Below are 22,409 nucleotides of genomic sequence, written 5' to 3'. Positions count from 1 at the left end.
TGCTACATAGTATCTCCTTCAACTGTGTACCCTAAAAGTAGTGATTTAAACTATGGGTCCAAGGAGGGAATTTAGTGCCTAATACAACAGACAATAATAAGAAGCCAGTGGATCATAATGCGAAGCGAATGCTGAAGAATGATCAAAAAGAAATCAACCGTGAAAAAGGGAAACATCAGTATTCAAAGAGCAGTGATCATCTATAAAAATCAAGCAGGCTGAACAATCAGCCTGCTTTTTTGTTTTAAAAAACAAAACTGCCGATTGCTCGGCAGTTTTCATTCTCACTTTCTTACATCCGTAATTTCATAAGCGGGAACTTCTAACCCTAACCAGACCATCGTCACTACTCCTAGGACAATGTACAGAACAAACAGTCCATCAAATTTTGATAAACGGGTCTCATAATAATACGTTCGTTTTCCATTATGGAACTGCTTCGATTCCATCGCCACTGCTATTCGATGCGCTCTCCGAATACTTTGCGATAAAAGCGGCACAGCATACAACGTGATGGTTTGCGTAATCCTCTTCCATCCTTTCTCTTTCTTTACTCCACGAACTAACAGTGCATTCTTAAGCTGTTGAAATTCTTCCACCATCATCGGTAGGATACGTACTGCAGCCATAAAGCTATATGCAAACCGAGGTGGAACTTTTAGCTGCTGAGTCAATGAGTAAAATAGCAGAACAGGTCTGGTCGTGAGGGCAAAGATCAAACCGAGCAATGCAAAGTTAAGTGCTCGGAATCCAATATGAAGACCTCTGTAAAAGCTCTCTTCTGTAATATGAATGAGTCCCCACTTCCACCACGTCGTCGTTCCCTGTCCAAAAAAGATCATGCTTGTTGAGCTAGAAACAAACAAAAGAAGAAACGGAATCATCAAGATCAACAATAGCTTTCTTTTATGTCCTGTAAAGAACGACACAAGAATGAGTGGAAGCAGCGTTACATACGTGATGATATTTGGATTATGAATAAACAACAGTCCTAAAAACAAAAAAAGAAAAAAGACGAGCTTAAAGGCAGGGTTCATGCGATGTAACCACGTTTCACTGTAATCAAGAGTCAACTGCATGAACGACAGCCTCCTCTCTTCGATTCGCGCTACGATCAGACACCATTCTCCCTTTCGAGATGATCCACTCTCTCGTCGCGTACGTTTCTACGATGTTTGGATCATGAGTAACCATCATAATGGTGATCCCTTTTGACCGTAAATCCTCGAAAACCTCCAATAGTTTAAACGTATTCTTCGCGTCCTGTCCAAACGTTGGCTCGTCTAACAATAGGACCCGTTGGTTTCCAAACAATGCCGTTCCAACACTCAGCTTGCGCTTTTGTCCCGTGGAGAGCTGATAAGGATGCTGATGTTGATGTTTTAACAACTCATAGTTTTCAAGCCAGGTCGTGACTCGATTCTGTACGTCCTCAGACACCGAGTATGCTAACTCATCGTATACCGAATTCGTAACAAATTGAAATTCTGGATTTTGAAATACAAACGCTAGTTTTTCTCTAGCTTCTTTTATGGAGTGCAACGCTTTACCGTCAACATGTACATCTCCAGTTGTTTTCAACACTTGCATGATACTAAGGAGGAGGGAGCTTTTCCCTGCTCCATTCTCGCCAGTGACGACGATCCACTCACCTTCATGTATCACTGCTTCAGGAAGTTCAACAAGACACTTCTTCCCTTTGAATCCTTTTAAATCCTTAATGGTCATAACAGAGAGGGCGTTCTTCGTCTCCCTTTTCAGACCATGCTCGTGTTCTTTCCAAATACCAGGGTACCAAATTCCGAATTCCTTCATCTTATGTTTATAAAAAGAAAGAATCGTTTCAGGATCACTATCTGCAAGTATTGTTCCTGTATCGTCGAAAAGAACAACGCGATCTACAAAATCGATCACATGATCAACTTTATGTTCTACGATTACCATCGTTTGATCGTCTTCGATCTTCTTTATCGTCTCCCATACGTCCTTCGTCCCATCAGGATCTAAAAGAGCTGTTGGCTCATCCAAATAAAGGACATCTGGTTCTAAAGATAATACAGAAGCAATAGCAAGCCTTTGCTTCATTCCTTGAGAGAGCGTAGCGATTTCAACATGAGGGTCATCAAAATGTAACCCAACCTTATTGAGGTACGTATTGATCAACCCCTTCATCTCGCTTCTAGGGATGGCACGGTTCTCTAAAACAAAAGCCATTTCCTCATCTACGTAAGGCATACAAAATTGTGCGTCAGGATCTTGAAACACATACCCTGTCGCTTCAGGAATCATCTTTTCTTCGACTTTCATTGGGACTGGTACTGCCGCTGGGATGAGTCCCGATAGTACTTGGAGCAACGTTGATTTCCCACAGCCACTAGGTCCTAGTAAAAGTACCTTTTCCCCTTTTTCAATATGAAGTGTAAGGTCTTCAAAAAGCAGTTCAGATGCTCCTGCATATTTCACTCTAAGATTCGTCACTCCTACTTTCATAAGCTGCCTCCTTACTTATCCAATGCTTTGAAGTCCTCATCACTTGCAGGTCTGACAAGGCTTGTCACCCCTGTTTTTTCAAGAGCTTCCACAAGGAAGTAAGCAAAGATTCCGGCGATCAATAAACCACCAAGAACTCGAGCAGAGATCAATAATAGTAAGTTCCAAAGTGCGAGATCTAAAATGTATCCGTAAGCTACATCCATGATCAACGAACCTGCAGCTGCTGCGATTCCACTGAGAGCAGCTACAAATGCGGTGTAGCGCTTATATCTAAACAGTGCAAAGACAAGTTCAGTTCCAAGACCTTGAACGATCCCATATAGAAGAACAGAGAGACCATACTCTGAGCCGACTAAGAATTCACCTGAAGCGGCTGCTGTTTCAGCAAGCAGTGCTACACCTGGCTTTCGTAAGATCAACATCGCGACTGTTCCTGCTATAAACCACATGCCATATACGATGTCCCCAACATGAAGGCCAAATGGTTTCACAAGGTTATAAACGGGGCCCCAGAGTTTATAAATGATGCCAAAAACAAGTGCGATGACGATGGTGATCAGAATATCTGAAAGTTTTAATTTGTTCATATCCGCTCTTCCTCAAGCATCGGAACAGGCCACTGTTCAATCGTATATGCCATCTCCCAAAAACCATACTCAAGTTGACAGCTTTGAATATAAAGGTCTCTCATTCTCTTAAGCTCAGTTCCCGAAGCAGATTTAGCTCGTTCGTTTACAATTTCCCTAAGCTGATCTGTTACAGATACCATCTCTTTTTCACCGTAAAATGTGATCCAATCATAAAATGGATGTTCTTTCCTTGGGGAAAGGTCTTCAATTAGTCGCTGTCCGATCTCTTGATACGTCCATGGACAAGGAAGTAGAGCGGCAGCAATATCTCCTAATGATCCAGAATGAGCTGCATCGAGCATGTGTCTCGTATAATGATGGGCAGTCGGGGCGAGCGGAAATCCTTGCAATTCATCGTATGTCACGCCTGCCACGTTACAGAAGTTCGTATGAGGGTGGACTTCACTGTTTAAAACAAATGTGATTTGTTGATTGAAGAATTCCATTTCCTCTCTCTTCTCACATTTCGATAGTGCGATTCCATAAATACGAGCAAACGTATTCAAGTACTCGAAATCCTGCTTCACATAATGAATAAGCTGCTCTTTCCCTAGCGTGCCATCAGCGATGCCCCTCACGAATGGATGTTGGTAAATGGCCTCAAAAATTGGTTCTGCTTCTCTTCTAATTTGATCAGTAAACAACATAATAAAGCTCCTTTCCGCTTATCATCCGCCTGATGATGAGGAAAGGAGCTCACATGCACGAACATCAACATTTTTGAAGCAAAACAAAAACCGCTCCAAAAATGGAGCGGTTGCGTTATGCATCCGTCTCCACTTTCCTCCGCTGGCGCTAACCAGATCAGGTTCAAAGGGTCCAGGTTTTCCTGTCTCAGTCATGTGCATGACTCCCCTAGTGGACTATAAGCATTTCATATTATAATCTTAAAGCTACTATTCATTTCTTTCTCTGTCAACAATTTTCTGGAAGTTTAATTACGAATGTTGTTTCTTCTTCAGTTGAACGCACTGAGATCGTACCACTGTGTTTTTCAATAATTTGCTTGCAAACCGAGAGCCCAAGGCCTGTTCCAAGCTCCTTCGTACTGATAAAAGGTTCAAAGATACTCTCAACAAGATGAGAAGGAATCGGATCTCCGTTGTTCGTAATATGAGTGATGACAAAATCACCCTCTTTAAACCCCTCAACCAAGACCCTTCTCGACTCTTGATCGTTTTCACTCAACTCTTCTATCGAGTTGATGACGATATTAAGAACAACCTGTTTAAGCTGTTCCTCTACCCCGCAAACGATTAATTCAGGAGATATCGCTGTTGTCACTTCAATATTCGACTCAAGGAACCTTGGATATAACACATCGATAGAATACCCGAGCAAACTAGTCATGTTAACCTTCGTTGGCGTGTCGTCGATTCCGCGCATTTTTGAGAGGAATAAAAATTGACGAACTTTTTCTTCAAGGTTATTCATTTCCTCATTAATAATTTCGAAATAGTGTTTCCTCAACGCTTCTTGATGCTGACCTTCTAATAGTTTCAGAAAGCCTTTTATCGAAGTGAGTGGATTACGAAATTCATGCGCAAAGCTAGCCCCTAACTGTCCAAGGATTGTCAGTCGATCGCTGTGCATCTCTTTAATAAACAAATTCTTATCTTGGATAATACTGTCTTTCTGCTTCGTATACTCCGTCACTGAATGGTAAAGGTAAGAATTAAAATAATTATTAATCATATCTGATGCTCTTGATAGATCGTCTCGATTGAAATCCGATTCATTTAAAACAGAAATGACCACGGAACGACCCGAATTGATATTTGCTACGAACTCCCCTATATTCACATTCGCTTGAATACGTTCCGTTGCGATTTTCTTTGTTAACGTTACAATCCAACTTTCATCTTCTGTCAAAATATAATGAGAAATCAATTCTACCGTTCGTTTTCCATTATTGATAATTTCTTCATAGTACGGATCATCATTCGAGAGCTTTGCGATGTTTAGCCACTTTTGAACAATTTTTGGCTGACTATCTTTTAAAAATGCTGCGAGTTGTTGTTCAAACTGTTTATCATTTTCCATGGCGTTCCCTCACTGACTACTTATGCTTGTTCTAGTTTATCATGAATTATTAATTCCTACATGAAGCAATGTTTGAAAACTAACAGGAATGGTAATCACTACCATAGGTAAAATTATTCTTGAGGAGATGATCTGATTATGCGACCAGATTTTAAACAAACGGATGGTCAACCAGCTCAACATCAAAACCATCAACCAGGCTCACAAGAAGAAATGAATCCAAAGCCATTGATCGAAAACTGGGATTACAAAGGGTCTGGCAAGCTTACGAATAAAGTTGCTCTCATTACGGGTGGTGACAGCGGGATTGGTGAAGCTGCAGCTCTCGCCTATGCAAAAGAAGGAGCTAAACTCGCAATCGTATACTTAGATGAAGAAGAAGATGCGCACAACACGAAAAAACTCATCGAGGAGCATGGCGCTGAATGCCTTCTGCTCTCGGGTGATATCGGTGATGAAGCGTTTTGTCAAAGCGTGATCAACCAAGTGATCGAAGCTTATGGCACCCTTGATATCCTGATTAACAACGCAGCCGAACAGCATCCTCAGAAAGGGTTAGAGGATATAACGGCAGAACAGCTTGAAAAAACGTACCGAACAAACGTGTTTTCCATGTTCCATCTAACAAAAGCCGCTCTCCCTCATTTGAAAAAGGGTAGCGCGATCATCAACACGTCTTCCATAACAGCTTACGAAGGAAACGAACAGTTGATCGACTATGCGAGTACGAAAGGTGCGATCACGTCGTTTACTAGGAGCATGGCAAAATCGCTCGTAGGGAAAGGCATCCGTGTGAATAGCGTTGCACCCGGCCCTATTTGGACACCATTGATTCCGTCCACTTTTTCAGCAGATAAAGTGAAAAACTTTGGAGCGAACACGCCGATGGGACGTCCTGGGCAGCCTGAGGAACTCGCTGCTGCTTATGTGCTTCTTGGTTCGGACGACTCTTCCTATATGACAGGTCAAACGATCCACATTAACGGCGGACAGTATATGACTTCATAGTTTCAAACCAATCCTCCCTTTTTGGGGAGGTTTTTTACTTTCGCTAATAAAAAGGATATTCGGACAATAAAACGAGATTCTGGACAATAAAAAGGATATTTGGCTAATAAATTTGTTTTTTAGACAATAAAGCTCTCTTACGTGCAAATCCGACTCCTCTTTCTCTCCAAATGATCCCCAATCACCTCCTTTTATCTGCATGCTTTATCGTTCATGAGACATTCTAACAGTATAGAGAAGCTGAAAGGATTGAATAAAATGCATACGATGTGGAAAGGCTCGATAAGCTTCGGGTTGGTTAATATTCCGATAAAGCTATATTCCGCGACAGAAAATAAAGATATCAAAATGCGCTACCTTCACGAGAAGTGTCATACGCCGATCAAATATGAGAAAACATGTCCTCACTGTGAAAAAGCACTTGAATCAGATGAAATCGTGAGAGGCTATGAGTATGAAGACGGTAAGTTCGTGATCATCGAAAGAGACGAGATCGAAGCGCTCGCTCAAGAAAAAAACAAGTCTGTCGAAATTGTGGACTTTGTTGAACTAGATGACATCGACCCCGTGTATTTCAACCGCTCCTATTTTATAGGACCGAACGAAAATGGCAGCAAGCCCTATACTCTACTGAAAAAAGCAATGGAAGCATCGGGAAGGATCGGTATTGCAAAAATTACGATTCGGTCAAAAGAACACCTCGCTGCCGTTCGTGTATATAAAAATGGATTGATGATGGAAACGATGTATTTTCCTGATGAAGTGCGTGAATTAGATCATGTACCTGATTTACCAGAAGAAATGGATTTAAGTAAGAAAGAATTAACGATGGCGCAGCAGTTAATCGAACAGCTAACAACTGAATTCGATCCTTCTCAATACAAAGACGAACGACGAGAAGCCATCATGGCTCTGATTCAGAGTAAGATATCTGGTGATGATATTAAAGTCGTGAAAGAAAAACCAAAGAAGAATGTTGTTGATTTGATGGATGCCCTTCAGGCAAGTTTAGAACCGGTTGATACTGGTTCAAAGGCAAAGGCAAAGACAGAGCAAAAAAAGAAAAAAGTATCTGTGAAGAAAAAGAAAGAAAAAGAAGCGAACTAGCATGCTCGCATAGGCACGTGAAATGAGGACTTCCGATGAAACCGATCAAACCGTTTGAACCAGTCTCTTCTACCACGATTCCCCCTTCTTATATTGCTCAGGTGAAGTGGGATGGGGTGCGGGTTTTAGCCTATTTCGAACAAAAATTAACGCTTTTTAACCGCTCTCTTAACGAACGTACTAATACGTATCCAGAGCTACACGATCTACCAGATTTAGTAAAGGCGAAGTCATTTATTTTTGATGGTGAAATTGTAGCTCTAAACGAAAAAGGTGAACCTTCTTTTCATGATGTCATGCGCAGAGACCGCCTAAAAAAAGACCACCAAATCGCAAGAGGTGTTGGATCGAACCCGATCTTCTATATGATTTTTGATGTTGTCTATTGGGATGGTGAATGGGTTAACGAACGTCCATTGATTGAACGGCTCGCTCTTTTAAAGAATGGTCTCGAAGAAAACAATTCGATAAGAATCGTTCAAAGTCACGAGGATGGGAACCAGCTCTACGATGTGATCAAAGAAAAAGGAATGGAAGGCATCGTATGTAAAGATGTTAACAGCCCTTATGTGATCAATGGAAAAAATGCCAATTGGATAAAGATCAAGAATTACAAAGACATTTATGCTCTTGTGTGCGGTGTCACGTTTCGAGGGAAATCAGTCAATACGTTGTTGCTGTGTCTATATGACTCTGATAAGAAATTACGCTATATCGGAAGTGCTGGGACGGGGAAGCTGAAGAACGATGAGATCAGAGACTTTTCTTCAACAATCGAATCACTACAAGAAGCGACGCCACAAGTTATCGATGGCCCTCAACAATCAAGTGTCACTTGGATTACTCCTAAGGTCATTGTAAAAGTTACGTACCTTGAATGGACAAGTGATCATCGCTTGCGTCAACCTGTCGTTCAAACAATTGTTGAAGGTGATCCGACAACTTGTACACTTCAACAAACTTAGGAGGGGCGTTTATGGAACAGGTATTGAAACAAACCCTCTCTCATGGTGGCAGAGGAGTTTTTATTGTTACTGGGTATCACGAGACACGCGCGGAATTCATTGCATCGATTATGAAAGATGATGTGGTTACATTCATCGGATTTTTTTCGCAAGGTCTCACAAAACAAGAGTTTGAGAGCTTGCTTAAAACGATCGAATCAAACCAATCCCACCGTGATGAAGAAATCATTTCAGTAGCTCCTGGAATATGCGTTGAACTTTCTTTCAAGGGTATGAAAAATGGGGAAACCATCGATACTTCATTTCTTTCTTTTACACTCGACACTGATTATCAAACGTGTACGCTTGAGAAACTGATCCTAGACAATTTGCCTCATAGAAAAGACGTTTCCATCACACACCCTTCCAAACAATACTGGTCTCATGTAACGAAGAGTGATTATATTTCTTATCTATTGCAAGTCTCCCCTTTTTTACTACCGATGCTGAAAGAGAAACAATTGACCGTTATCCGTTATCCTGACGGCGTGGATGGAGAATCCTTTTATCAAAAGAACTGTCCTGACTATGCACCAGACTTTATTCAAACAAGTAAGCGTGATGACATCGACTACATTATCTGCAATGATATCTCAACGTTAGTTTGGCTAGGAAATCAGGGGACCATCGAGTTTCATATTCCCTTTCACACACGCCGGTCATCGAAGCCCGTTGAAATTGTGTTTGATTTAGATCCACCTGACGAGCAATCCTTTCATCTCGTCATTTTAGCTGCGAAAGAGATCCACGCTATCCTCTCCTCTTTAAAAATCGTGAGTTTTCCTAAGCTCACAGGAAGCAAAGGTATACAGATCCACATTCCGATAAAAGGGTTAACCTATGAGGAAACAAGGGTCTTCACTTCGTTTATCGCAGATTACCTTGTCGAAGAGCACCCCTCCTCTTTTACGGTAGAAAGGATGAAACGAAACCGTCACGGAAGACTGTACGTTGACTTCCTTCAGCATGCAGAAGGTAAAACGATGATCTGTCCTTATTCAACAAGAGGAAAGCAAAGCCCGACCGTCGCAGCACCTCTTTTTTGGGAGGAGGTTACTAAATCTTTATCCCCTACTGCGTTTACAATTGAGACTGTCCTTGAACGAATACAGGAGAAGCCTTGTCCATTTGAAAAGTACTACAGTGAAAAGAACGAACCACTTAACGTGATCATCGATAAACTCCGTGAACGCTAAAAAACCTGCTGAGGCATTCTCAGCAGGCTCCGTAACTTAAAGCGTTTTTACAGACCAGCGTTCAACGAGCTTATGCGGGACACAAACACGCTTGTTGCTCGACTCTGCATCTTCAATCTTTTCAAGTAAACAAGTAACAGCCTGATAGCCTAGTTGAAAAATATTGATATCAACTGACGTTAGTGGCGGACTTGCATATTCTGCAAGCATCACATTATTAAAGCTGATGATGGAAATATCATCTGGGACAGATAGTCCGATCTCATCTAACTTGCTCATGATTCCAAGCGCCATTAAATCATCCGCTACGACAAGTGCCGTTGGAGGTTCTTCAAGCGAGCACAGTTCCATCACGGCTTCATGTCCGCCTTCTTTCAGAAACTCCACATGCACGATATACTCATCGCGGTACGTTAAATTTGCCTCACGTAATGCTTTTTCATAACCACTCAACCGGTCTACCGTTACAACTAAGTCGAGCTGACCACCTACGAACGCTACTCGCTCGTGCCCTCTTTCGATCAAATGTTCCGTCACGTCTTTTGCGGCCCGGAAGTTGTCGTTATCCACATGTGTTACTTCGTCGGGATACTTGAACGGCTTTCCGATCACTGTAAACGGAAACTGTTCCTCTTTTAAAAACTTCATGATCGAGTCATCGATTCTAGAATAAAGTAAGACGATTCCGTCTACTCTTCTTCCATGGACCATTCCTTTTACAGCATCCAAAATTTCTTCTTCCTTGGAACCAGTCGACATGTAAAGCGTAAATTCATTTTCATGTGCTTTTGTGCTGATTCCCCTTAAGACTTCTGGAAAGAAAGGGTTTTGAAACACTTTATCTGCTGAACTAGGCATGACGACACCTAGCGTTTGTGTGCTTCTGTTCGCTAAGCTTCGAGCGTTATAGTTCGGGTGATACCCGAGTTCTTCCATCGCTTCACGAACGCGGCGTTTAGTTTTTTCACTGATTCTCGGATTATTTGCAATGACACGAGAAACAGTGGATGGGGCGACATTTGCTAACTTTGCTACATCTTTAATCGTTACTGCCACTGGTTTCCCTCCTGAACAACAGGCAAGTCGCTGCCAGTCACACCGGTCAAGCTTCTTCCGTTGTTTGTTACTTTCTTATTGTAAACGATTCCACTTTTAAAGTACAAAACGAATTAAGAAAGGAGAAAGAAGACGGCCTTCACCTAATTCCTCTTCCTCCTTTATGACTTACCCTTTTGTTCCTCCTGCTGTCAGACCAGAAATAAAGTAGCGCTGTAGTGATAGGAATAGAATGGAGATCGGGATCGCAATGAGAACAGAGCCTGCTGCGAAAGTTGTAAACTCATTTCCGAACTGATCAGAAATCATTCGATATAATCCTACTGCTAGTGTAAATTTCTCTTCACTTCTCAAAATAATCTGAGCAAGGATAAAATCAGTAAACGGTGTGATGAAGCTAAATAGTGCTACGACTGCTAGGATCGGCTTAGCAAGTGGCAAGATGATCTGCCAGAAAATCCGGAAGTGTCCTGCACCGTCGATGCGAGCCGACTCATCGAGCTCTTTTGGAATCGTATCCAGGTACCCCTTCGCAAGCCATGTGTTCATCGGCAACAATCCACCAGCATAAACAAGGATCAACGCAAAGTGTGTATCAAGGAATCCTGTGATATATGCAAGCACATAGATCGCGATCAGTGCTGCAAAGTTAGGAATCATCTGCAAGATCAAGAATGTCATCAGACCATTTTTACGCCCTACGAAACGATAGCGTGAAAATGCATATGCCATACAAGAAATCATAGCGACTGCAATGACCATCGTGATGATACAGATCTTCAGTGTATTCCAATACCAGAGTAAGTAGTCACTTTCAGCAGTATTGAAAAGATCTTTGTAGTGCTGAAGCGTTGCATTTTCTGGAATGATCGATGAACCAGACAAACTATCACCCGGATTGAAGGAAGAACCGACAATCCATGCTACTGGGTATAGAATGATGATACAAGCGATGGCAATCACAATATAGGACAGTGTTAAACGGATGGTGTTCTGCATTTTTGTACTCATATTACATCATATCCTCTTCTTGGAATGATTTCGTTCTTCTAAACTGCCACAATGCAACCGCGATAACGATCACGGAAAGGATCATGGTAATTGCTGCAGCTTTACCATACTGTGCTGAAGTAAACGTCAATTTATAGATCCATGAGATCAAAATATCAGTCGAACCAGCAGTTTGACCTGAAACAGCAGGTCCACCTCCATTGAACAGATAGATCACGTTAAAGTTGTTAAAGTTAAACGTATACTGTGTGATCAAAATCGGTGCGATCGCAAAAAGGATCATTGGGAGCGTAATCGCTCTAAACTTTTGCCAGATCGAAGCACCATCGACTGTTGCAGCTTCGTATAATTCGTTTGGAATCGATTGAAGCACACCCGTAACCATCGCAAAGATGAACGGGAAGCCTAACCAAAATTGTATGAGTATTAAAGCTACTTTGGTCCAGAACGGATCCGTTAACCACGGAATACTGTCTACTCCAAATGCAGCTAAGATGTCATTGTTGATGGCACCGAACGTTTCGTTGAACATTCCTGCAAAAACAAGGATTGATACGAAAGCCGGTACTGCCCATGGCAAAATGAAAATTGTTCGAATGATGCCTTTGAATTTAAGGTCTTTCTGGTTCATCAAAACGGCTAGGAAAATACCGATTGCGATTTGACCAGTTGTTGCGACGAACGTCCAGACGATCGTCCATGAGAATACGTCTAAGAACGTATTACGCCAAATATCCATACTAAAGATATCGATGTAGTTTTGTATGCCAATCCAGTCTACGAGATTAGCAGGTGGCGAGTGATAAAGATCATAGTTTGTAAACGATAGTAGAATTACGAAAAGAATTGGAAAAATAACAACAAAGATTAATAGAAAGAATCCTGGTGCAAGCATTAAATAAGGAAAACCTTGCTCTGAAACATTTCGATATTGTTCTCTTACTGAGTTAAGTGGAATGCCAAGGTCACGATTTCTTCCGTTCAAGTATGCATCCCGTAGGTTCAAGAAGTAGATCAACAACCCGATCGCAATGACCAAGACCGCGATGATCCCTTGCGTTAAAAGAAAGATGGAGTGATCTCGTGGTAACTTTTCTCCTAGCGTAACGATTCCCCAAAGTCCGATATTGATTAGATCAGCAAAAGCTACTGCAAATGAAATAGTTAGGATAAAGAACATTAATCCTTTCAAAAGCTGCTTGTTATAAAATTGACCTAACCCTGGTATGAGGGACAATGCTAATGCAATTTTTCGATGTTTAGTTTGACTTCCGTTTGCCTCCATCGTGATGGCAATCCCCTTTCTCCCCTCACTTTGTCACCCTTTAAAGTGAGAAGCAGCACTCCGTTTCCGGAGTACCGCTTTTAGTTTTCTTTACCTTAATTGCTATGGTTCTGTTCGATTTGAGTTTTAATCGTTTTCGTAGCTTCTTCAAGTGCAGGCTTAGGATCCTGTTTTCCAGTCGCTACTAATTGTAGTGCAGATGCAGCTGGTCCCCAAACTTCTGCCATTTCAGGAATGTTAGGCATTGGAGTACCATACTGAGATTGAATTGCAACAGCGCTAGCTGCTTCATTGTCTGCGATTACAGGATCTTCGATAAGAGATTTAACTGGAGGAATTTCTCCTGTTTCTTCGTAACGAATCTTACCGTTTTCTGCATTTGCTACCCATTCAACTAGCTTAGTAGCCCACTCTTTGTTCTCAGAGAAGTTACTTACATGCCAGCCTTTAACACCGATAAACGTCTGGAAGTTTTCACCATTAGGAAGCTTAGGCATCGGAGCAACACCGATTTCGATACCAGCATCTTTGTATCCTTGGAAAGACCATGGACCGTTCATAACAGATGCAGCTTTTCCTTCGTTAAAGAGACCATCCATCGTAGATCCACCGTTTTCACCGATTAGACCTTTAGGGAATAGACCTTCTGTGTACCATTTCTCGATATATTCTGTACCTTCAATAGCACCTTCGTTAGCTAAACCAATATCTTCTGGGTTTAGACCTTCATCAGAACGATCGAATACATAACCGCCGTATCCAGCTAGAACAGCGTTCGCAAAGTAGAAGTTATCCCAAAGTGCAAGGAAACCATACTGCTTGTCTTTTGTATAATCTTTCGCGAATGTGTAAACATCATCCATTGATTCTGGAGCTTCGTCCATGATTGCTTTGTTGTAAATGAAAACAGGTGTTTCAGTTGCTTTTGGAAGTCCATAAAGCTGGCCTTCGTATGTTTGTGCTTGGATAGAAGACTCTGTGTAACGATCAACAACTTCTTGATCAACTTCGATTGGAGAGATCAAGCCTTCTACAGCAACTTGTCCAATTTGGTCATGAGGAAGAGTTAGAACGTCTGGACCAGTACCCGCTGGGCCATCAAGACGAATTTGCTCTCTGATTTCATCAGCCATACCAAGTTCTTTAAATTCAACTTTAATACCATATTCTTCTTCGAAACTCTTAATTGCTGGTTCAAGCGCAACGCCTTTATCTTTATCTTCCCATACAACTAGTTTCTCAGGTTTGTTAGCATCAGCGTCTCCTTCAGAACCTCCGCCTTCGTTTGTAGAAGCGCTTTCATTGTTTTGCGGACCACAAGCAGCTAGTACGCCGATTGCTAGGACCAGTGTTAGAAATAAGGTGAAAAACCTTTTCATTTCCTAAACCCCCTCTGATTTTTACGATAGTTATGCAAGATTCGTGAAAACGATTGCACTAACTTTCTATAACTAATTATACATGTAGCGAAATTTTTAGCAACCGTTTGCACAAATTTTTTTGAAATTTTTTTATTCTACATTTCTTTCGTTTATAAAGGGATTTGACTAGTTTCCTATAATCTTCTACATTTAATCTAAGAGTGCGTATCAGACTTCTTTTCGATCGATAGGTACTTTTATACTAACAATTCATGCAAGCGATTGCATTCAGGAGGGGACATTTTGCAAAAAGAAGCGATCTATCATCGACCTAAAAACAACTTCGCTTATCCTTATGACGATGAAACGCTACACATTAAACTACAAACGAAGAAAAACGATGTAACAGCTGTATCACTCATACATGGGGATCCTTATGATTGGAAACAAGATGGCTGGCAATCTATGAAGCAACCTATGAGCCTATCAGGTTCAGACGCTCTCTATGATTACTGGGATGTTGCGATCAAGCCTCCATACCGCAGGCTTCGATATGGGTTTTACTTAGAGGACAATCAAGAGTCTTTTGTCTTCACTGAAAAAGGATTTTACACAGAACCACCAGCGGATACAAACGATTACTTCAGCTTTCCCTTCTTGAATAGTAAAGACGTATTCCGTGCACCGGAATGGGTCAAGGACACGATCTGGTATCAAATCTTCCCTGAGCGGTTTGCGAATGGAGATCCTTCCATTGACCCAGAAGACAGTTTACCGTGGGGAGAAGCTGCCCCAACACCAACAAACTTTTTTGGCGGAGATTTTCAAGGCATCATCGATCACCTCGATCACCTTGTTGAACTTGGCATTAACGGGATCTACTTCACCCCGATTTTCAAAGCTCAATCGAATCACAAGTACGATACAATCGATTACATGGAGATCGATCCACAGTTTGGTGATAAAGAAACATTTAAAAAACTAGTTAGACTCTGTCACGAACGAGGAATAAAAATTATGCTCGATGCCGTATTCAATCACAGCGGCTATCACTTTGAACCGTTCCAAGACTTACTGAAGAACGGAGAAAAATCCCGCTATCGTGATTGGTTTCACGTTCGCTCGTTCCCAATTGAAACTGAGCCGCTGCCTTCATATGATACGTTTGCGTTCCAACCAGCGATGCCTAAACTCAATACGGAGAACCCAGAAGTACGTGACTACCTTTTACAAGTTGGTCGTTACTGGGTTGAAGAATTTGACATCGATGGATGGCGTCTTGATGTTGCGAATGAAGTGGATCATGCGTTCTGGCGTGAATTTAGAAACGAAGTGAAGAAAGTAAAGCCGGAACTCTATATATTAGGTGAAATTTGGCATGACTCGATGCCATGGCTCCAGGGTGATCAGTTCGATGCTGTCATGAATTACCCATTTACGGCTGCAATTCTTGATCATTTTGCACATCAAAAAATTTCAGCTACAACGATGGCGAACAGACTAACTTCACTGATTCACTCTTACCCAGCGAATGTGAATGATGTGGCATTCAACCTTCTAGGGAGCCATGACACTCCGAGGTTGTTAACACTCGCGGGTGAAAACAAAGACCTAGTGAAGCTCATGTATTTGATGCAGCTATCGTTCCCAGGTACACCTTGTATCTACTATGGAGACGAAGTTGGTATGACGGGAGGCGCTGATCCTGGCTGCCGATACTGTATGGTGTGGGATGAGAAATTACAAGATAGAGATTTGTTTGAATTCCTGCAAAAGCTCATCTCTTTAAGAAAAGCGCACGATGCATTTGGAAGTGCTGGGTCATTTGAATTGTTAACAGCTCATGAGAAGATTACGCAATATGTGAAGCGAACAGATAAAGAAACGTTACTGTTCCTATTAAACAATGACGACTCTTCTTCTTCCCTTTCCATTGCAAACTTTGGTAGCCATGCGAAGAGTGTGATAAGTCATGAAGAATTCGATATGAATCATGTAGAACTCAAACCTTATGGCTATGAGATCATCTCACTAACCTAATCTTAAAAAAGCTTCTGGATTTTATTCCAGAAGCTTTTTCGTGTTTAAAATCACTTCCATATCGTGAAAGCGCAACCACCTTTACCCAGCCTGCACTCATACGAATTCAGAATCCCAATCATGTTAGATTACCTTACAGAGTATTTTAAATTTTCTAAAAATAAGCTTGAACTTATGCGCTGTTCAGCATAATATAAGCATATAGAAAATTTAGTTTGTTAGATTAACTCACATGGAGGTGCCGAAAAGGTGAAAAAAGTTGAAGCGATTATTCGTCCTGAATCATTTCAGGACTTAAGAGATCGGTTACGTGATGAAGGAATTACTGGGATGACTGTTTCAGAAGTAGCGGGTTGTGGTCTCCAAAAAAAGCAAACTGGACTATTCAGAGGAAGTCATTTCGAAGTCGATTTGCAGCCGAAAGTGAAAGTTGAACTTATTTTTGAAGATTATCTTCTCGATCATGTTGTCAAAACGATTCGCGATGTTTGTTCCACTGGACAGGTAGGAGACGGAAAGATCTTCGTTTATCCCGTAGAAGATGTCATTCGTATCCGGTCTGGTGAACACGGTCTAACTGCTTTCAAATAAAACAGTAAAGGATGGTTACGCCATGAAAAAAGTATCAGTTCTCTTTGCAGCTATTATTCTCTTATCGAGTGGAAAGGCATTTGCTGCCACAGATGCATCTGCGGTTACAGCACTCAGTCAGTCCATCGATACGGTTTGGGTTATGATCGCAGCATTCCTCGTGTTTTTCATGCATGCAGGGTTTGCGATGGTAGAAACAGGTTTCACCCGCTCGAAAAACGCACTGAATATTTTGATGAAAAACTTGATGACGATGTCGATCGGAGCAGTATTGTACTTTGTAATCGGATATGCATTTATGTTCGGTGAATCTGCTTCTGGATTTATTGGCAGCAACGGGTTCTTCCTCTCAGGACACTCTGATCAGATTGGGTTCTTCGTATTCCAGGCCGTGTTTGCTGCAACGTGTGCGACGATCATATCAGGTGCTGTTGCTGAACGTATGAAGCTTATAAGCTATATTGCGATCACAGTTGCAATGGTAGGCTTCGTTTACCCAGTAGTTGGTCACTGGATCTGGGGTGGCGGATGGTTAGCAGAACTAGGATTTACTGATTTCGCAGGATCAACGGTCGTCCACCTTACAGGTGCTCTTGGTGCAGTTGTTGCAGTTACGTTCTTAGGTGGTCGTATTGGGAAATATTCAAACGGTAAAGTAAACGTTATTCAAGGTCACAATATTCCACTTGGTGCTCTAGGCGTATTTATTCTTTGGTTCGGATGGTTTGGCTTCAATGCTGGTAGTACATTATCTGCTAGCGACGCACTCATTCCTTCTATCGTCGCAACGACTCTATTAGCCGCTTCTGGTGGCGTTATCTCAAGTGCCCTTTATTCCTATATCAAATACAAACAGATCGATGCTTCACTAACGCTTAACGGTGCACTGGCAGGGCTTGTTGGTATCACTGCTGGTACCGCGAGCGTTTCACCGATCGGAGCGATTGCAATCGGTCTTATCGCAGGGGTTATCTTGATCGAAGCTGTTCAGTTGATCGACCGTCGTGTGAAGCTCGATGATCCAGTTGGAGCTATCGCGGTTCACGGTGTATGCGGTGTGTGGGGTACACTCGCTGTAGGACTCTTTGCGGTCGAAGGCGGCCTCTTCTATGGAGGCGGCGCTGCTCTTCTAGGTGTTCAAGCAATTGGAATTTTAGCCGTCATGGCATGGACGTTCTCAACAGTAGGATTATTCCTCTTCGTATACACACGCTTCTCATCGATTCGCGTTTCAAGAGAAGAAGAAATTCAAGGACTCGACTTTTCAGAGCATGGATCAACAGCTTATGAAGTTCGTGGAGCGATTAACTCAAGCAATAGTCTTTCCACTGGCGCTGGCTTTGGTCATGGACTTGTCGATCGATTGAACCGGTTAGAATCTCCGAAAGTAAAAGAGTCTCAAACCCAATAAAGTAGGAAAACCGCTCGTAACCTGAGCGGTTTTTTCTTTTTATGATGAGGCCGTACTCGAATAATAATCCACTTTGGAAGGCATCACGCTCAAAACAATCAGTGGAAGCGATAAGAGCAACATGACAATCGAGCCTCCAACAACAGCAATCTCAATTGAAATCAGTTCTGCAGTTAAACCGAATACTCCCATCACAAGGATAACGAGAAATGCTTCAATAAAGCCGAATAAACTTCCGATCCTCCCCATCATTTCGACTGGGACGTTTGTTTGATAAAAGGTATCGAACCCTGTGTTTGCAAAAGCAAGTGCGAACGATAACGTAAAGAACCCAACACTCGCCATACCAAAGCCATCTGATAAAGCATAGACGATATAGCCTATCGAGAGAACGACCGTCCCCCCTCCTAATAACCATGAGGTCATTAGCTTTTTGATGAGGAGGGCATTAACGGTCGCACCGATTAGAATTCCTACGCCTGAAATACTTACAAGATAACCATACGTACTATTTGTTAAGTTCAGCACTTCTTTTGAAAACGCAGCTTCTAGTGAATCCGTCCCCCACGTCATGATCGTGACTGCACTGAACAAGAAATAGATCGAGACAATGTAGGGTGCCTTCCTAGAATAGCTTAGCACAACCTTCCAATCTTCCACCATCACACGGAATGACAGGTTTAGCTTTGCCTTAACACTTCGTTCAACATCAGGGAGAGCCATCATAAGCACAGCAGAAACTGCGACTGCCAGTGCGTTTATATAAATCGCATACGTAGGCGTTCCTACGATAAACAGTAATCCCGCTATAGCCGGCCCAATAATAAAAGCACCAGAATCTACGAGGCTTCTGATCGAATTGAAAGCCTTCCTATTTTTAGCCGGAATGAACTTTGTAAGGTATACCATCGATGTTGGCTGATAAATCGAACTTGTCATGTTGATTAAAAGAACCATGCAAAAGATCCAACCAATCGAACTTAGTGAAGGTAGAAATCCTATAACGACAGATTGAAAAAGAGCTAATCCAATCATTAACGCTCGTTTGTTCAATCGGTCGATCAAGGTACCGCACCACCCGTTCGTAAGAAGCGATGCGAGCGGCTTTAAACTATATAGAGCTGTGATTGCCAGGACTGATTTTGTCATGTCGAGGATGATCAAGTTAAGTGCGATATGATAAATCCACCCTCCAACGTTGGATAATCCGATGCTGACCAATAAAATAACATGATCTTTAGTAATACTCTTCATCATACGCACCCCGTTACATATTTTTTATTGAAACAATAAAAAAATCTCACCCCCAAGACTTTTGTCTTGAGGGCGAGAATTAGTATCGCGGTGCCACCTCAGTTTATCGATATGTCACCATACCGAACTTATCAGGTACGGCAATTTAACATTGCGTATACCCTATCTCGATAACGGGAGCTCCCGTTACACCATCACCAGCCGGATCCGATGTAAAGCTCAGAGGTTTGGTTCGATAACGTCTCTTTTCTCCTTCTCAGCAACAGGAGTTCTCTGTAAAAAGATACCATCATCTACTCTTCTCTTCATCGCATGTCATGTTTGTGAAAATATTACCAGATTTCAAATCGGTTGTAAATGACGAGGATGTGTTTCACAAGAGTCCTCCCTTCAGTCTCTTAGCAATGGTTCATGATTCTACTGAAGGAGGCTCTTTCCCTTCTACAAATTGTTTTTCTGAAATGACTGTAAAGCCGTTTCGTTTTAATAGCGCAGACGTAACGCCGTCCCCTACAACCTTTTTGCCATTAAACTCCCCATTATAAATCATTGAACTTCCACAGGATGGACTATTCTCTTTCAAAATTACGGTAGTGGCACCTACGCGTTTCGCAAAATCCAATGCTTGTTCCGCACCTTTTATATACGAAGCGGTTACATCCTTTCCTGTTCTATCAACAACTCTAGCATTGCCGTTTAAAACGTCTTCTCCGTTCCCACCTATGATTTCCGCTGGCTCTCTTGGCGTTCCGAACCCGCCTAGTAATTCAGGACATACTGTAACGGCTTTCTTTTGTTCTACTAATCTCCTGACTTTCGAATGTAAACTATGGTTTCCATCATACCTTACTTCTAACCCAGCTAAACAAGAACTCACTAGGATCATCAGCTGCACCTCTTCCGTTATTTCGCTGCTCGACGCATCTATCAAACACTTTCTTTTATTACTTTATCATTTTTCAATCCTTCGCATATCAGAACTTTGTTGGTAGTAAGAATCATGAAGAAACCACACCTACTCTTACAGGTGTGGTTTCAACAACATTATTCTGAGCGATCAATCAACAAGATTAATGTTATTATGCTCTATCCAAAAATTAATCTGTGCAAGATGGGCGATGAGCTGCGGTCCTGCCATAAGCTGGCCAAACCATGGAACTTTGAACGCTTTTCCGTCACTATCTAAGATATCCTGAACAACTTTTCGGTCGATTAGTTCGAGGATTGGTGCCTGTTTATCTTCAAGCGTCTCTGTTAGCCACTTCTTCACTGCTTTCGTGTAAGCAGGGTTATACGTTTTCGGGTAAGGACTTTTTTTGCGATAAAGGACATCATGCGACAACGCTCCTGTCATTGCTTTTCTAAGAAGACCTTTCTCTCTTCCATCAAGCATCTTCATTTCCCAGGGAACGTTCCACACATACTCGATGATTCTGTGATCAGAAAATGGTACACGCACCTCAAGACTTGCGCCCATACTCATTCTGTCTTTTCGTTCGAGGAGTGTGGTCATGAACCAGTTTAGATTGAGATAGAAGAGCGCTCTTCGTTTTGCCTCAAGTTCATTTTCACCGTCAAGCGTTGGTGTTTCTTTAACCGTTTCTCTGTACCGTTCTGTTACATAGCTTTCGAGTTTTAATTTATTTCTGATATCTTCTTTTAACATTGCCTGGCGTTCGAGAGTAGAACGCATCCAAGGAAACTGTTCTTGGTCGAGCAGCTCTGGTTTATGAAACCATGGATAGCCACCGAAGATTTCGTCTGCGCACTCACCGGATAACGCGACCGTTGCTTGCTGTTTGATTTGTTTTGAAAACCATAATAACGATGAATCAACATCAGCCATACCAGGCAGGTCTCGACAGATGACCGCTTCTTTTAAATGGTGCACGAGCTGATCGGTATCGATCACGCAGTTGCTGTGGTCCGTCCCAAGCTCCGAGGAAACTTTCCGAATCCAAGGCGCGTCTGAATTCGGTTGAAATTCACTGCTTTTAAAGTATTTATCGTTATCTACATAATCGACAGAAAAGGAACGTAGAATGCCTTTTCCGTCTTCCTTAAACGCCGATTGTGCGACAGACGTTATCGCACTCGAGTCAACTCCGCCTGATAAGAATGTACATACGGGGACATCTGCAACGAGCTGGCGTTTTATAGAGTCTTTCAAGAGATTCCCAACCGTTTCGACGGTTGTATCAAGGTCATCAGTATGTTCCGCACTCTTAACGTCCCAATAGCGCCACGTTTTCAACCCGCTTTGATTAAAGACCATGGCAAACCCAGGTCGAAGCTCATTGATTCCACGAAAGACGCCGTGGCCAGGGGTACGCGATGGTCCGAGTCCAAATATTTCTTGTAACCCTTCTCGATCGACTTCTGTTTTTACATCTGGGTGTGCAAGAATCGCTTTAAGCTCTGAACCAAACTGTAAGGACGGACCGCTAGATCGATAGAAAAGAGGTTTTACTCCAAGACGGTCTCTTGCAAGGAACAGTTGTTTTCTAAGTTCATCCCAAATAGCGAATGCGAAGATTCCGTTCAAATGATCGACACAGTCTTCGCCCCATTCGATATAGGATGTTAATAGCACTTCTGTATCAGAATGAGAGCGAAACGTATAGCCTTTTGTAAGCAATACACTGCGTAAATCTTCTGTGTTATAAAGCTCTCCATTATAACAAATCGTATATTTCTGATTAAGATGTTCCCGTGACATCGGCTGGCTTCCGCCGGACGGGTCTACAACGATAAGACGCGTGTGACCGAAACCACAGTGTCTATTTACGAAACAGTTCGTATCGTCCGGCCCACGCTTTGACAGGGTGCTAGCCATCTGTTGAAGTACGTTTTCCTTATGTGTCAGGTCCTGCTTCCAATCTACCCACCCGGTTATTCCACACAAAGGCTTCCCCTCCAA

General features: G+C 42.2%; 20 protein-coding genes, 1 riboswitch and 1 other annotated feature. Of the genes, 8 read left to right on the top strand and 12 right to left on the bottom strand.

The window, feature by feature from the left end; all coding sequences use genetic code 11:
* Positions 1-74 precede the first annotated feature (74 nt).
* Entirely contained in the window at positions 75-206 is a 132-nt protein-coding gene (locus ACXAHI_RS00245) for a DUF3941 domain-containing protein (protein WP_270181601.1), read from the top strand.
* A gap of 78 nt (positions 207-284) precedes the next feature.
* Here the strand turns inward: ACXAHI_RS00245 and ACXAHI_RS00240 are convergent, their stop codons facing one another.
* The 5 genes from ACXAHI_RS00240 to ACXAHI_RS00220 all read right to left on the bottom strand — a co-directional run bounded on the left by ACXAHI_RS00240 (position 285) and on the right by ACXAHI_RS00220 (position 5,165).
* On the bottom strand, positions 285-1,079 hold the full coding sequence (locus ACXAHI_RS00240; RefSeq protein WP_474845050.1) for an energy-coupling factor transporter transmembrane component T family protein: 795 nt from the start codon (positions 1,077-1,079) through the stop codon (positions 285-287).
* Positions 1,063-2,490, bottom strand: a complete 1,428-nt coding sequence (locus ACXAHI_RS00235) for an ABC transporter ATP-binding protein (protein WP_474845048.1) — start codon at positions 2,488-2,490, stop codon at positions 1,063-1,065. Before ACXAHI_RS00235 ends, ACXAHI_RS00240 begins: the two co-directional genes overlap by 17 nt.
* 11 nt (positions 2,491-2,501) lie before the next feature.
* Positions 2,502-3,080 (bottom strand): ECF transporter S component, encoded by a 579-nt coding sequence (locus ACXAHI_RS00230; protein WP_474845046.1) that lies wholly within the window; start codon positions 3,078-3,080, stop codon positions 2,502-2,504.
* The gene (tenA, locus tag ACXAHI_RS00225) at positions 3,077-3,769 is read right to left on the bottom strand and encodes a thiaminase II (RefSeq protein ID WP_474845044.1); all 693 of its coding nucleotides are present in this window, start codon (positions 3,767-3,769) and stop codon (positions 3,077-3,079) included. The genes ACXAHI_RS00230 and tenA overlap by 4 nt, the downstream gene beginning before the upstream one ends.
* Positions 3,770-3,886: 117 nt before the next feature.
* Positions 3,887-3,989: riboswitch (TPP riboswitch) on the bottom strand.
* 48 nt (positions 3,990-4,037) lie between these two features.
* On the bottom strand, positions 4,038-5,165 hold the full coding sequence (locus tag ACXAHI_RS00220) for a histidine kinase N-terminal domain-containing protein (RefSeq protein WP_474845042.1): 1,128 nt from the start codon (positions 5,163-5,165) through the stop codon (positions 4,038-4,040).
* A gap of 138 nt (positions 5,166-5,303) precedes the next feature.
* On the opposite strand from ACXAHI_RS00220, the gene ACXAHI_RS00215 reads away from it, so the two are divergent.
* From ACXAHI_RS00215 to ligD, 4 genes are all read left to right on the top strand, one after another.
* Complete coding sequence (locus ACXAHI_RS00215) at positions 5,304-6,173, top strand: SDR family oxidoreductase (protein WP_474845040.1); 870 nt, start codon at positions 5,304-5,306, stop codon at positions 6,171-6,173.
* A 258-nt stretch (positions 6,174-6,431) separates the two neighbouring features.
* A complete protein-coding gene (gene ku / locus ACXAHI_RS00210) occupies positions 6,432-7,280 on the top strand; it encodes a non-homologous end joining protein Ku (RefSeq protein WP_474845038.1) in 849 nt (282 codons plus the stop codon).
* A gap of 35 nt (positions 7,281-7,315) precedes the next feature.
* Positions 7,316-8,245 carry an ATP-dependent DNA ligase gene (locus ACXAHI_RS00205; RefSeq protein ID WP_474845036.1) on the top strand — a complete coding sequence of 310 codons (930 nt, stop codon included), beginning with the start codon at positions 7,316-7,318 and terminating at the stop codon, positions 8,243-8,245.
* 11 nt (positions 8,246-8,256) lie between these two features.
* Entirely contained in the window at positions 8,257-9,480 is a 1,224-nt protein-coding gene (gene ligD / locus ACXAHI_RS00200; RefSeq protein WP_474845034.1) for a DNA ligase D, read from the top strand.
* A gap of 36 nt (positions 9,481-9,516) precedes the next feature.
* Here the strand turns inward: ligD and ACXAHI_RS00195 are convergent, their stop codons facing one another.
* From ACXAHI_RS00195 to ACXAHI_RS00180, 4 genes are all read right to left on the bottom strand, one after another.
* Positions 9,517-10,536, bottom strand: coding sequence for a LacI family DNA-binding transcriptional regulator (locus ACXAHI_RS00195; protein ID WP_270181591.1), 1,020 nt, complete (start codon positions 10,534-10,536; stop codon positions 9,517-9,519).
* Positions 10,537-10,704: 168 nt separating this feature from the next.
* Positions 10,705-11,547: a sugar ABC transporter permease gene (locus ACXAHI_RS00190; protein WP_270181590.1), complete on the bottom strand. Its 843-nt coding sequence runs from the start codon at positions 11,545-11,547 to the stop codon at positions 10,705-10,707.
* Between the two features lies 1 nt (position 11,548).
* Positions 11,549-12,832 carry a carbohydrate ABC transporter permease gene (locus tag ACXAHI_RS00185; protein WP_270181589.1) on the bottom strand — a complete coding sequence of 428 codons (1,284 nt, stop codon included), beginning with the start codon at positions 12,830-12,832 and terminating at the stop codon, positions 11,549-11,551.
* A gap of 95 nt (positions 12,833-12,927) precedes the next feature.
* Entirely contained in the window at positions 12,928-14,211 is a 1,284-nt protein-coding gene (locus ACXAHI_RS00180) for an extracellular solute-binding protein (RefSeq protein WP_474845031.1), read from the bottom strand.
* 285 nt (positions 14,212-14,496) lie between these two features.
* Between ACXAHI_RS00180 and ACXAHI_RS00175 the strand changes: the two genes are divergently transcribed.
* The 3 genes from ACXAHI_RS00175 (at position 14,497) to ACXAHI_RS00165 (ending at position 18,235) form a co-directional block, all read left to right on the top strand.
* Positions 14,497-16,233: a glycoside hydrolase family 13 protein gene (locus ACXAHI_RS00175; protein ID WP_474845029.1), complete on the top strand. Its 1,737-nt coding sequence runs from the start codon at positions 14,497-14,499 to the stop codon at positions 16,231-16,233.
* Positions 16,234-16,482: 249 nt separating this feature from the next.
* Positions 16,483-16,824: a P-II family nitrogen regulator gene (locus ACXAHI_RS00170; RefSeq protein ID WP_224881418.1), complete on the top strand. Its 342-nt coding sequence runs from the start codon at positions 16,483-16,485 to the stop codon at positions 16,822-16,824.
* A gap of 22 nt (positions 16,825-16,846) precedes the next feature.
* Positions 16,847-18,235 (top strand): ammonium transporter, encoded by a 1,389-nt coding sequence (locus tag ACXAHI_RS00165; protein WP_474845027.1) that lies wholly within the window; start codon positions 16,847-16,849, stop codon positions 18,233-18,235.
* Positions 18,236-18,274: 39 nt separating this feature from the next.
* Here ACXAHI_RS00165 and ACXAHI_RS00160 read toward each other — a convergent pair whose 3' ends face one another.
* The 3 genes from ACXAHI_RS00160 to asnB all read right to left on the bottom strand — a co-directional run bounded on the left by ACXAHI_RS00160 (position 18,275) and on the right by asnB (position 22,394).
* The gene (locus ACXAHI_RS00160) at positions 18,275-19,489 is read right to left on the bottom strand and encodes an MFS transporter (RefSeq protein WP_474845025.1); all 1,215 of its coding nucleotides are present in this window, start codon (positions 19,487-19,489) and stop codon (positions 18,275-18,277) included.
* 65 nt (positions 19,490-19,554) lie between these two features.
* Positions 19,555-19,807: a binding site (T-box leader), on the bottom strand.
* 91 nt (positions 19,808-19,898) lie between these two features.
* Positions 19,899-20,375, bottom strand: a complete 477-nt coding sequence (locus tag ACXAHI_RS00155) for a 2-thiouracil desulfurase family protein (RefSeq protein WP_474845023.1) — start codon at positions 20,373-20,375, stop codon at positions 19,899-19,901.
* Between the two features lie 171 nt (positions 20,376-20,546).
* A complete protein-coding gene (asnB, locus tag ACXAHI_RS00150) occupies positions 20,547-22,394 on the bottom strand; it encodes an asparagine synthase (glutamine-hydrolyzing) (RefSeq protein WP_474845021.1) in 1,848 nt (615 codons plus the stop codon).
* Positions 22,395-22,409: the final 15 nt, after the last annotated feature.

The sequence above is a fragment of the Anaerobacillus sp. ABD4_527 genome (assembly GCF_056160805.1).
This window is presented reverse-complemented; position numbering and strand designations above follow the sequence as displayed.

Bases quoted from the DNA above. Each gene is read 5' to 3' on its own strand.
- ligD (WP_474845034.1), top strand. From the start codon at position 8,257: ATGGAACAGGTATTGAAACAAACCCTCTCTCATGGTGGCAGAGGAGTT.
- ACXAHI_RS00165 (WP_474845027.1), top strand. From the start codon at position 16,847: ATGAAAAAAGTATCAGTTCTCTTTGCAGCTATTATTCTCTTATCGAGT.
- ACXAHI_RS00240 (WP_474845050.1), bottom strand. From the start codon at position 1,079: ATGCAGTTGACTCTTGATTACAGTGAAACGTGGTTACATCGCATGAAC.
- ACXAHI_RS00155 (WP_474845023.1), bottom strand. From the start codon at position 20,375: ATGATCCTAGTGAGTTCTTGTTTAGCTGGGTTAGAAGTAAGGTATGAT.
- ACXAHI_RS00190 (WP_270181590.1), bottom strand. From the start codon at position 11,547: ATGAGTACAAAAATGCAGAACACCATCCGTTTAACACTGTCCTATATT.
- ACXAHI_RS00235 (WP_474845048.1), bottom strand. From the start codon at position 2,490: ATGAAAGTAGGAGTGACGAATCTTAGAGTGAAATATGCAGGAGCATCT.
- tenA (WP_474845044.1), bottom strand. From the start codon at position 3,769: ATGTTGTTTACTGATCAAATTAGAAGAGAAGCAGAACCAATTTTTGAG.
- ACXAHI_RS00160 (WP_474845025.1), bottom strand. From the start codon at position 19,489: ATGAAGAGTATTACTAAAGATCATGTTATTTTATTGGTCAGCATCGGA.
- ACXAHI_RS00180 (WP_474845031.1), bottom strand. From the start codon at position 14,211: ATGAAAAGGTTTTTCACCTTATTTCTAACACTGGTCCTAGCAATCGGC.
- ACXAHI_RS00185 (WP_270181589.1), bottom strand. From the start codon at position 12,832: ATGGAGGCAAACGGAAGTCAAACTAAACATCGAAAAATTGCATTAGCA.
- ACXAHI_RS00230 (WP_474845046.1), bottom strand. From the start codon at position 3,080: ATGAACAAATTAAAACTTTCAGATATTCTGATCACCATCGTCATCGCA.
- ACXAHI_RS00205 (WP_474845036.1), top strand. From the start codon at position 7,316: ATGAAACCGATCAAACCGTTTGAACCAGTCTCTTCTACCACGATTCCC.
- ACXAHI_RS00220 (WP_474845042.1), bottom strand. From the start codon at position 5,165: ATGGAAAATGATAAACAGTTTGAACAACAACTCGCAGCATTTTTAAAA.
- ACXAHI_RS00215 (WP_474845040.1), top strand. From the start codon at position 5,304: ATGCGACCAGATTTTAAACAAACGGATGGTCAACCAGCTCAACATCAA.
- ku (WP_474845038.1), top strand. From the start codon at position 6,432: ATGCATACGATGTGGAAAGGCTCGATAAGCTTCGGGTTGGTTAATATT.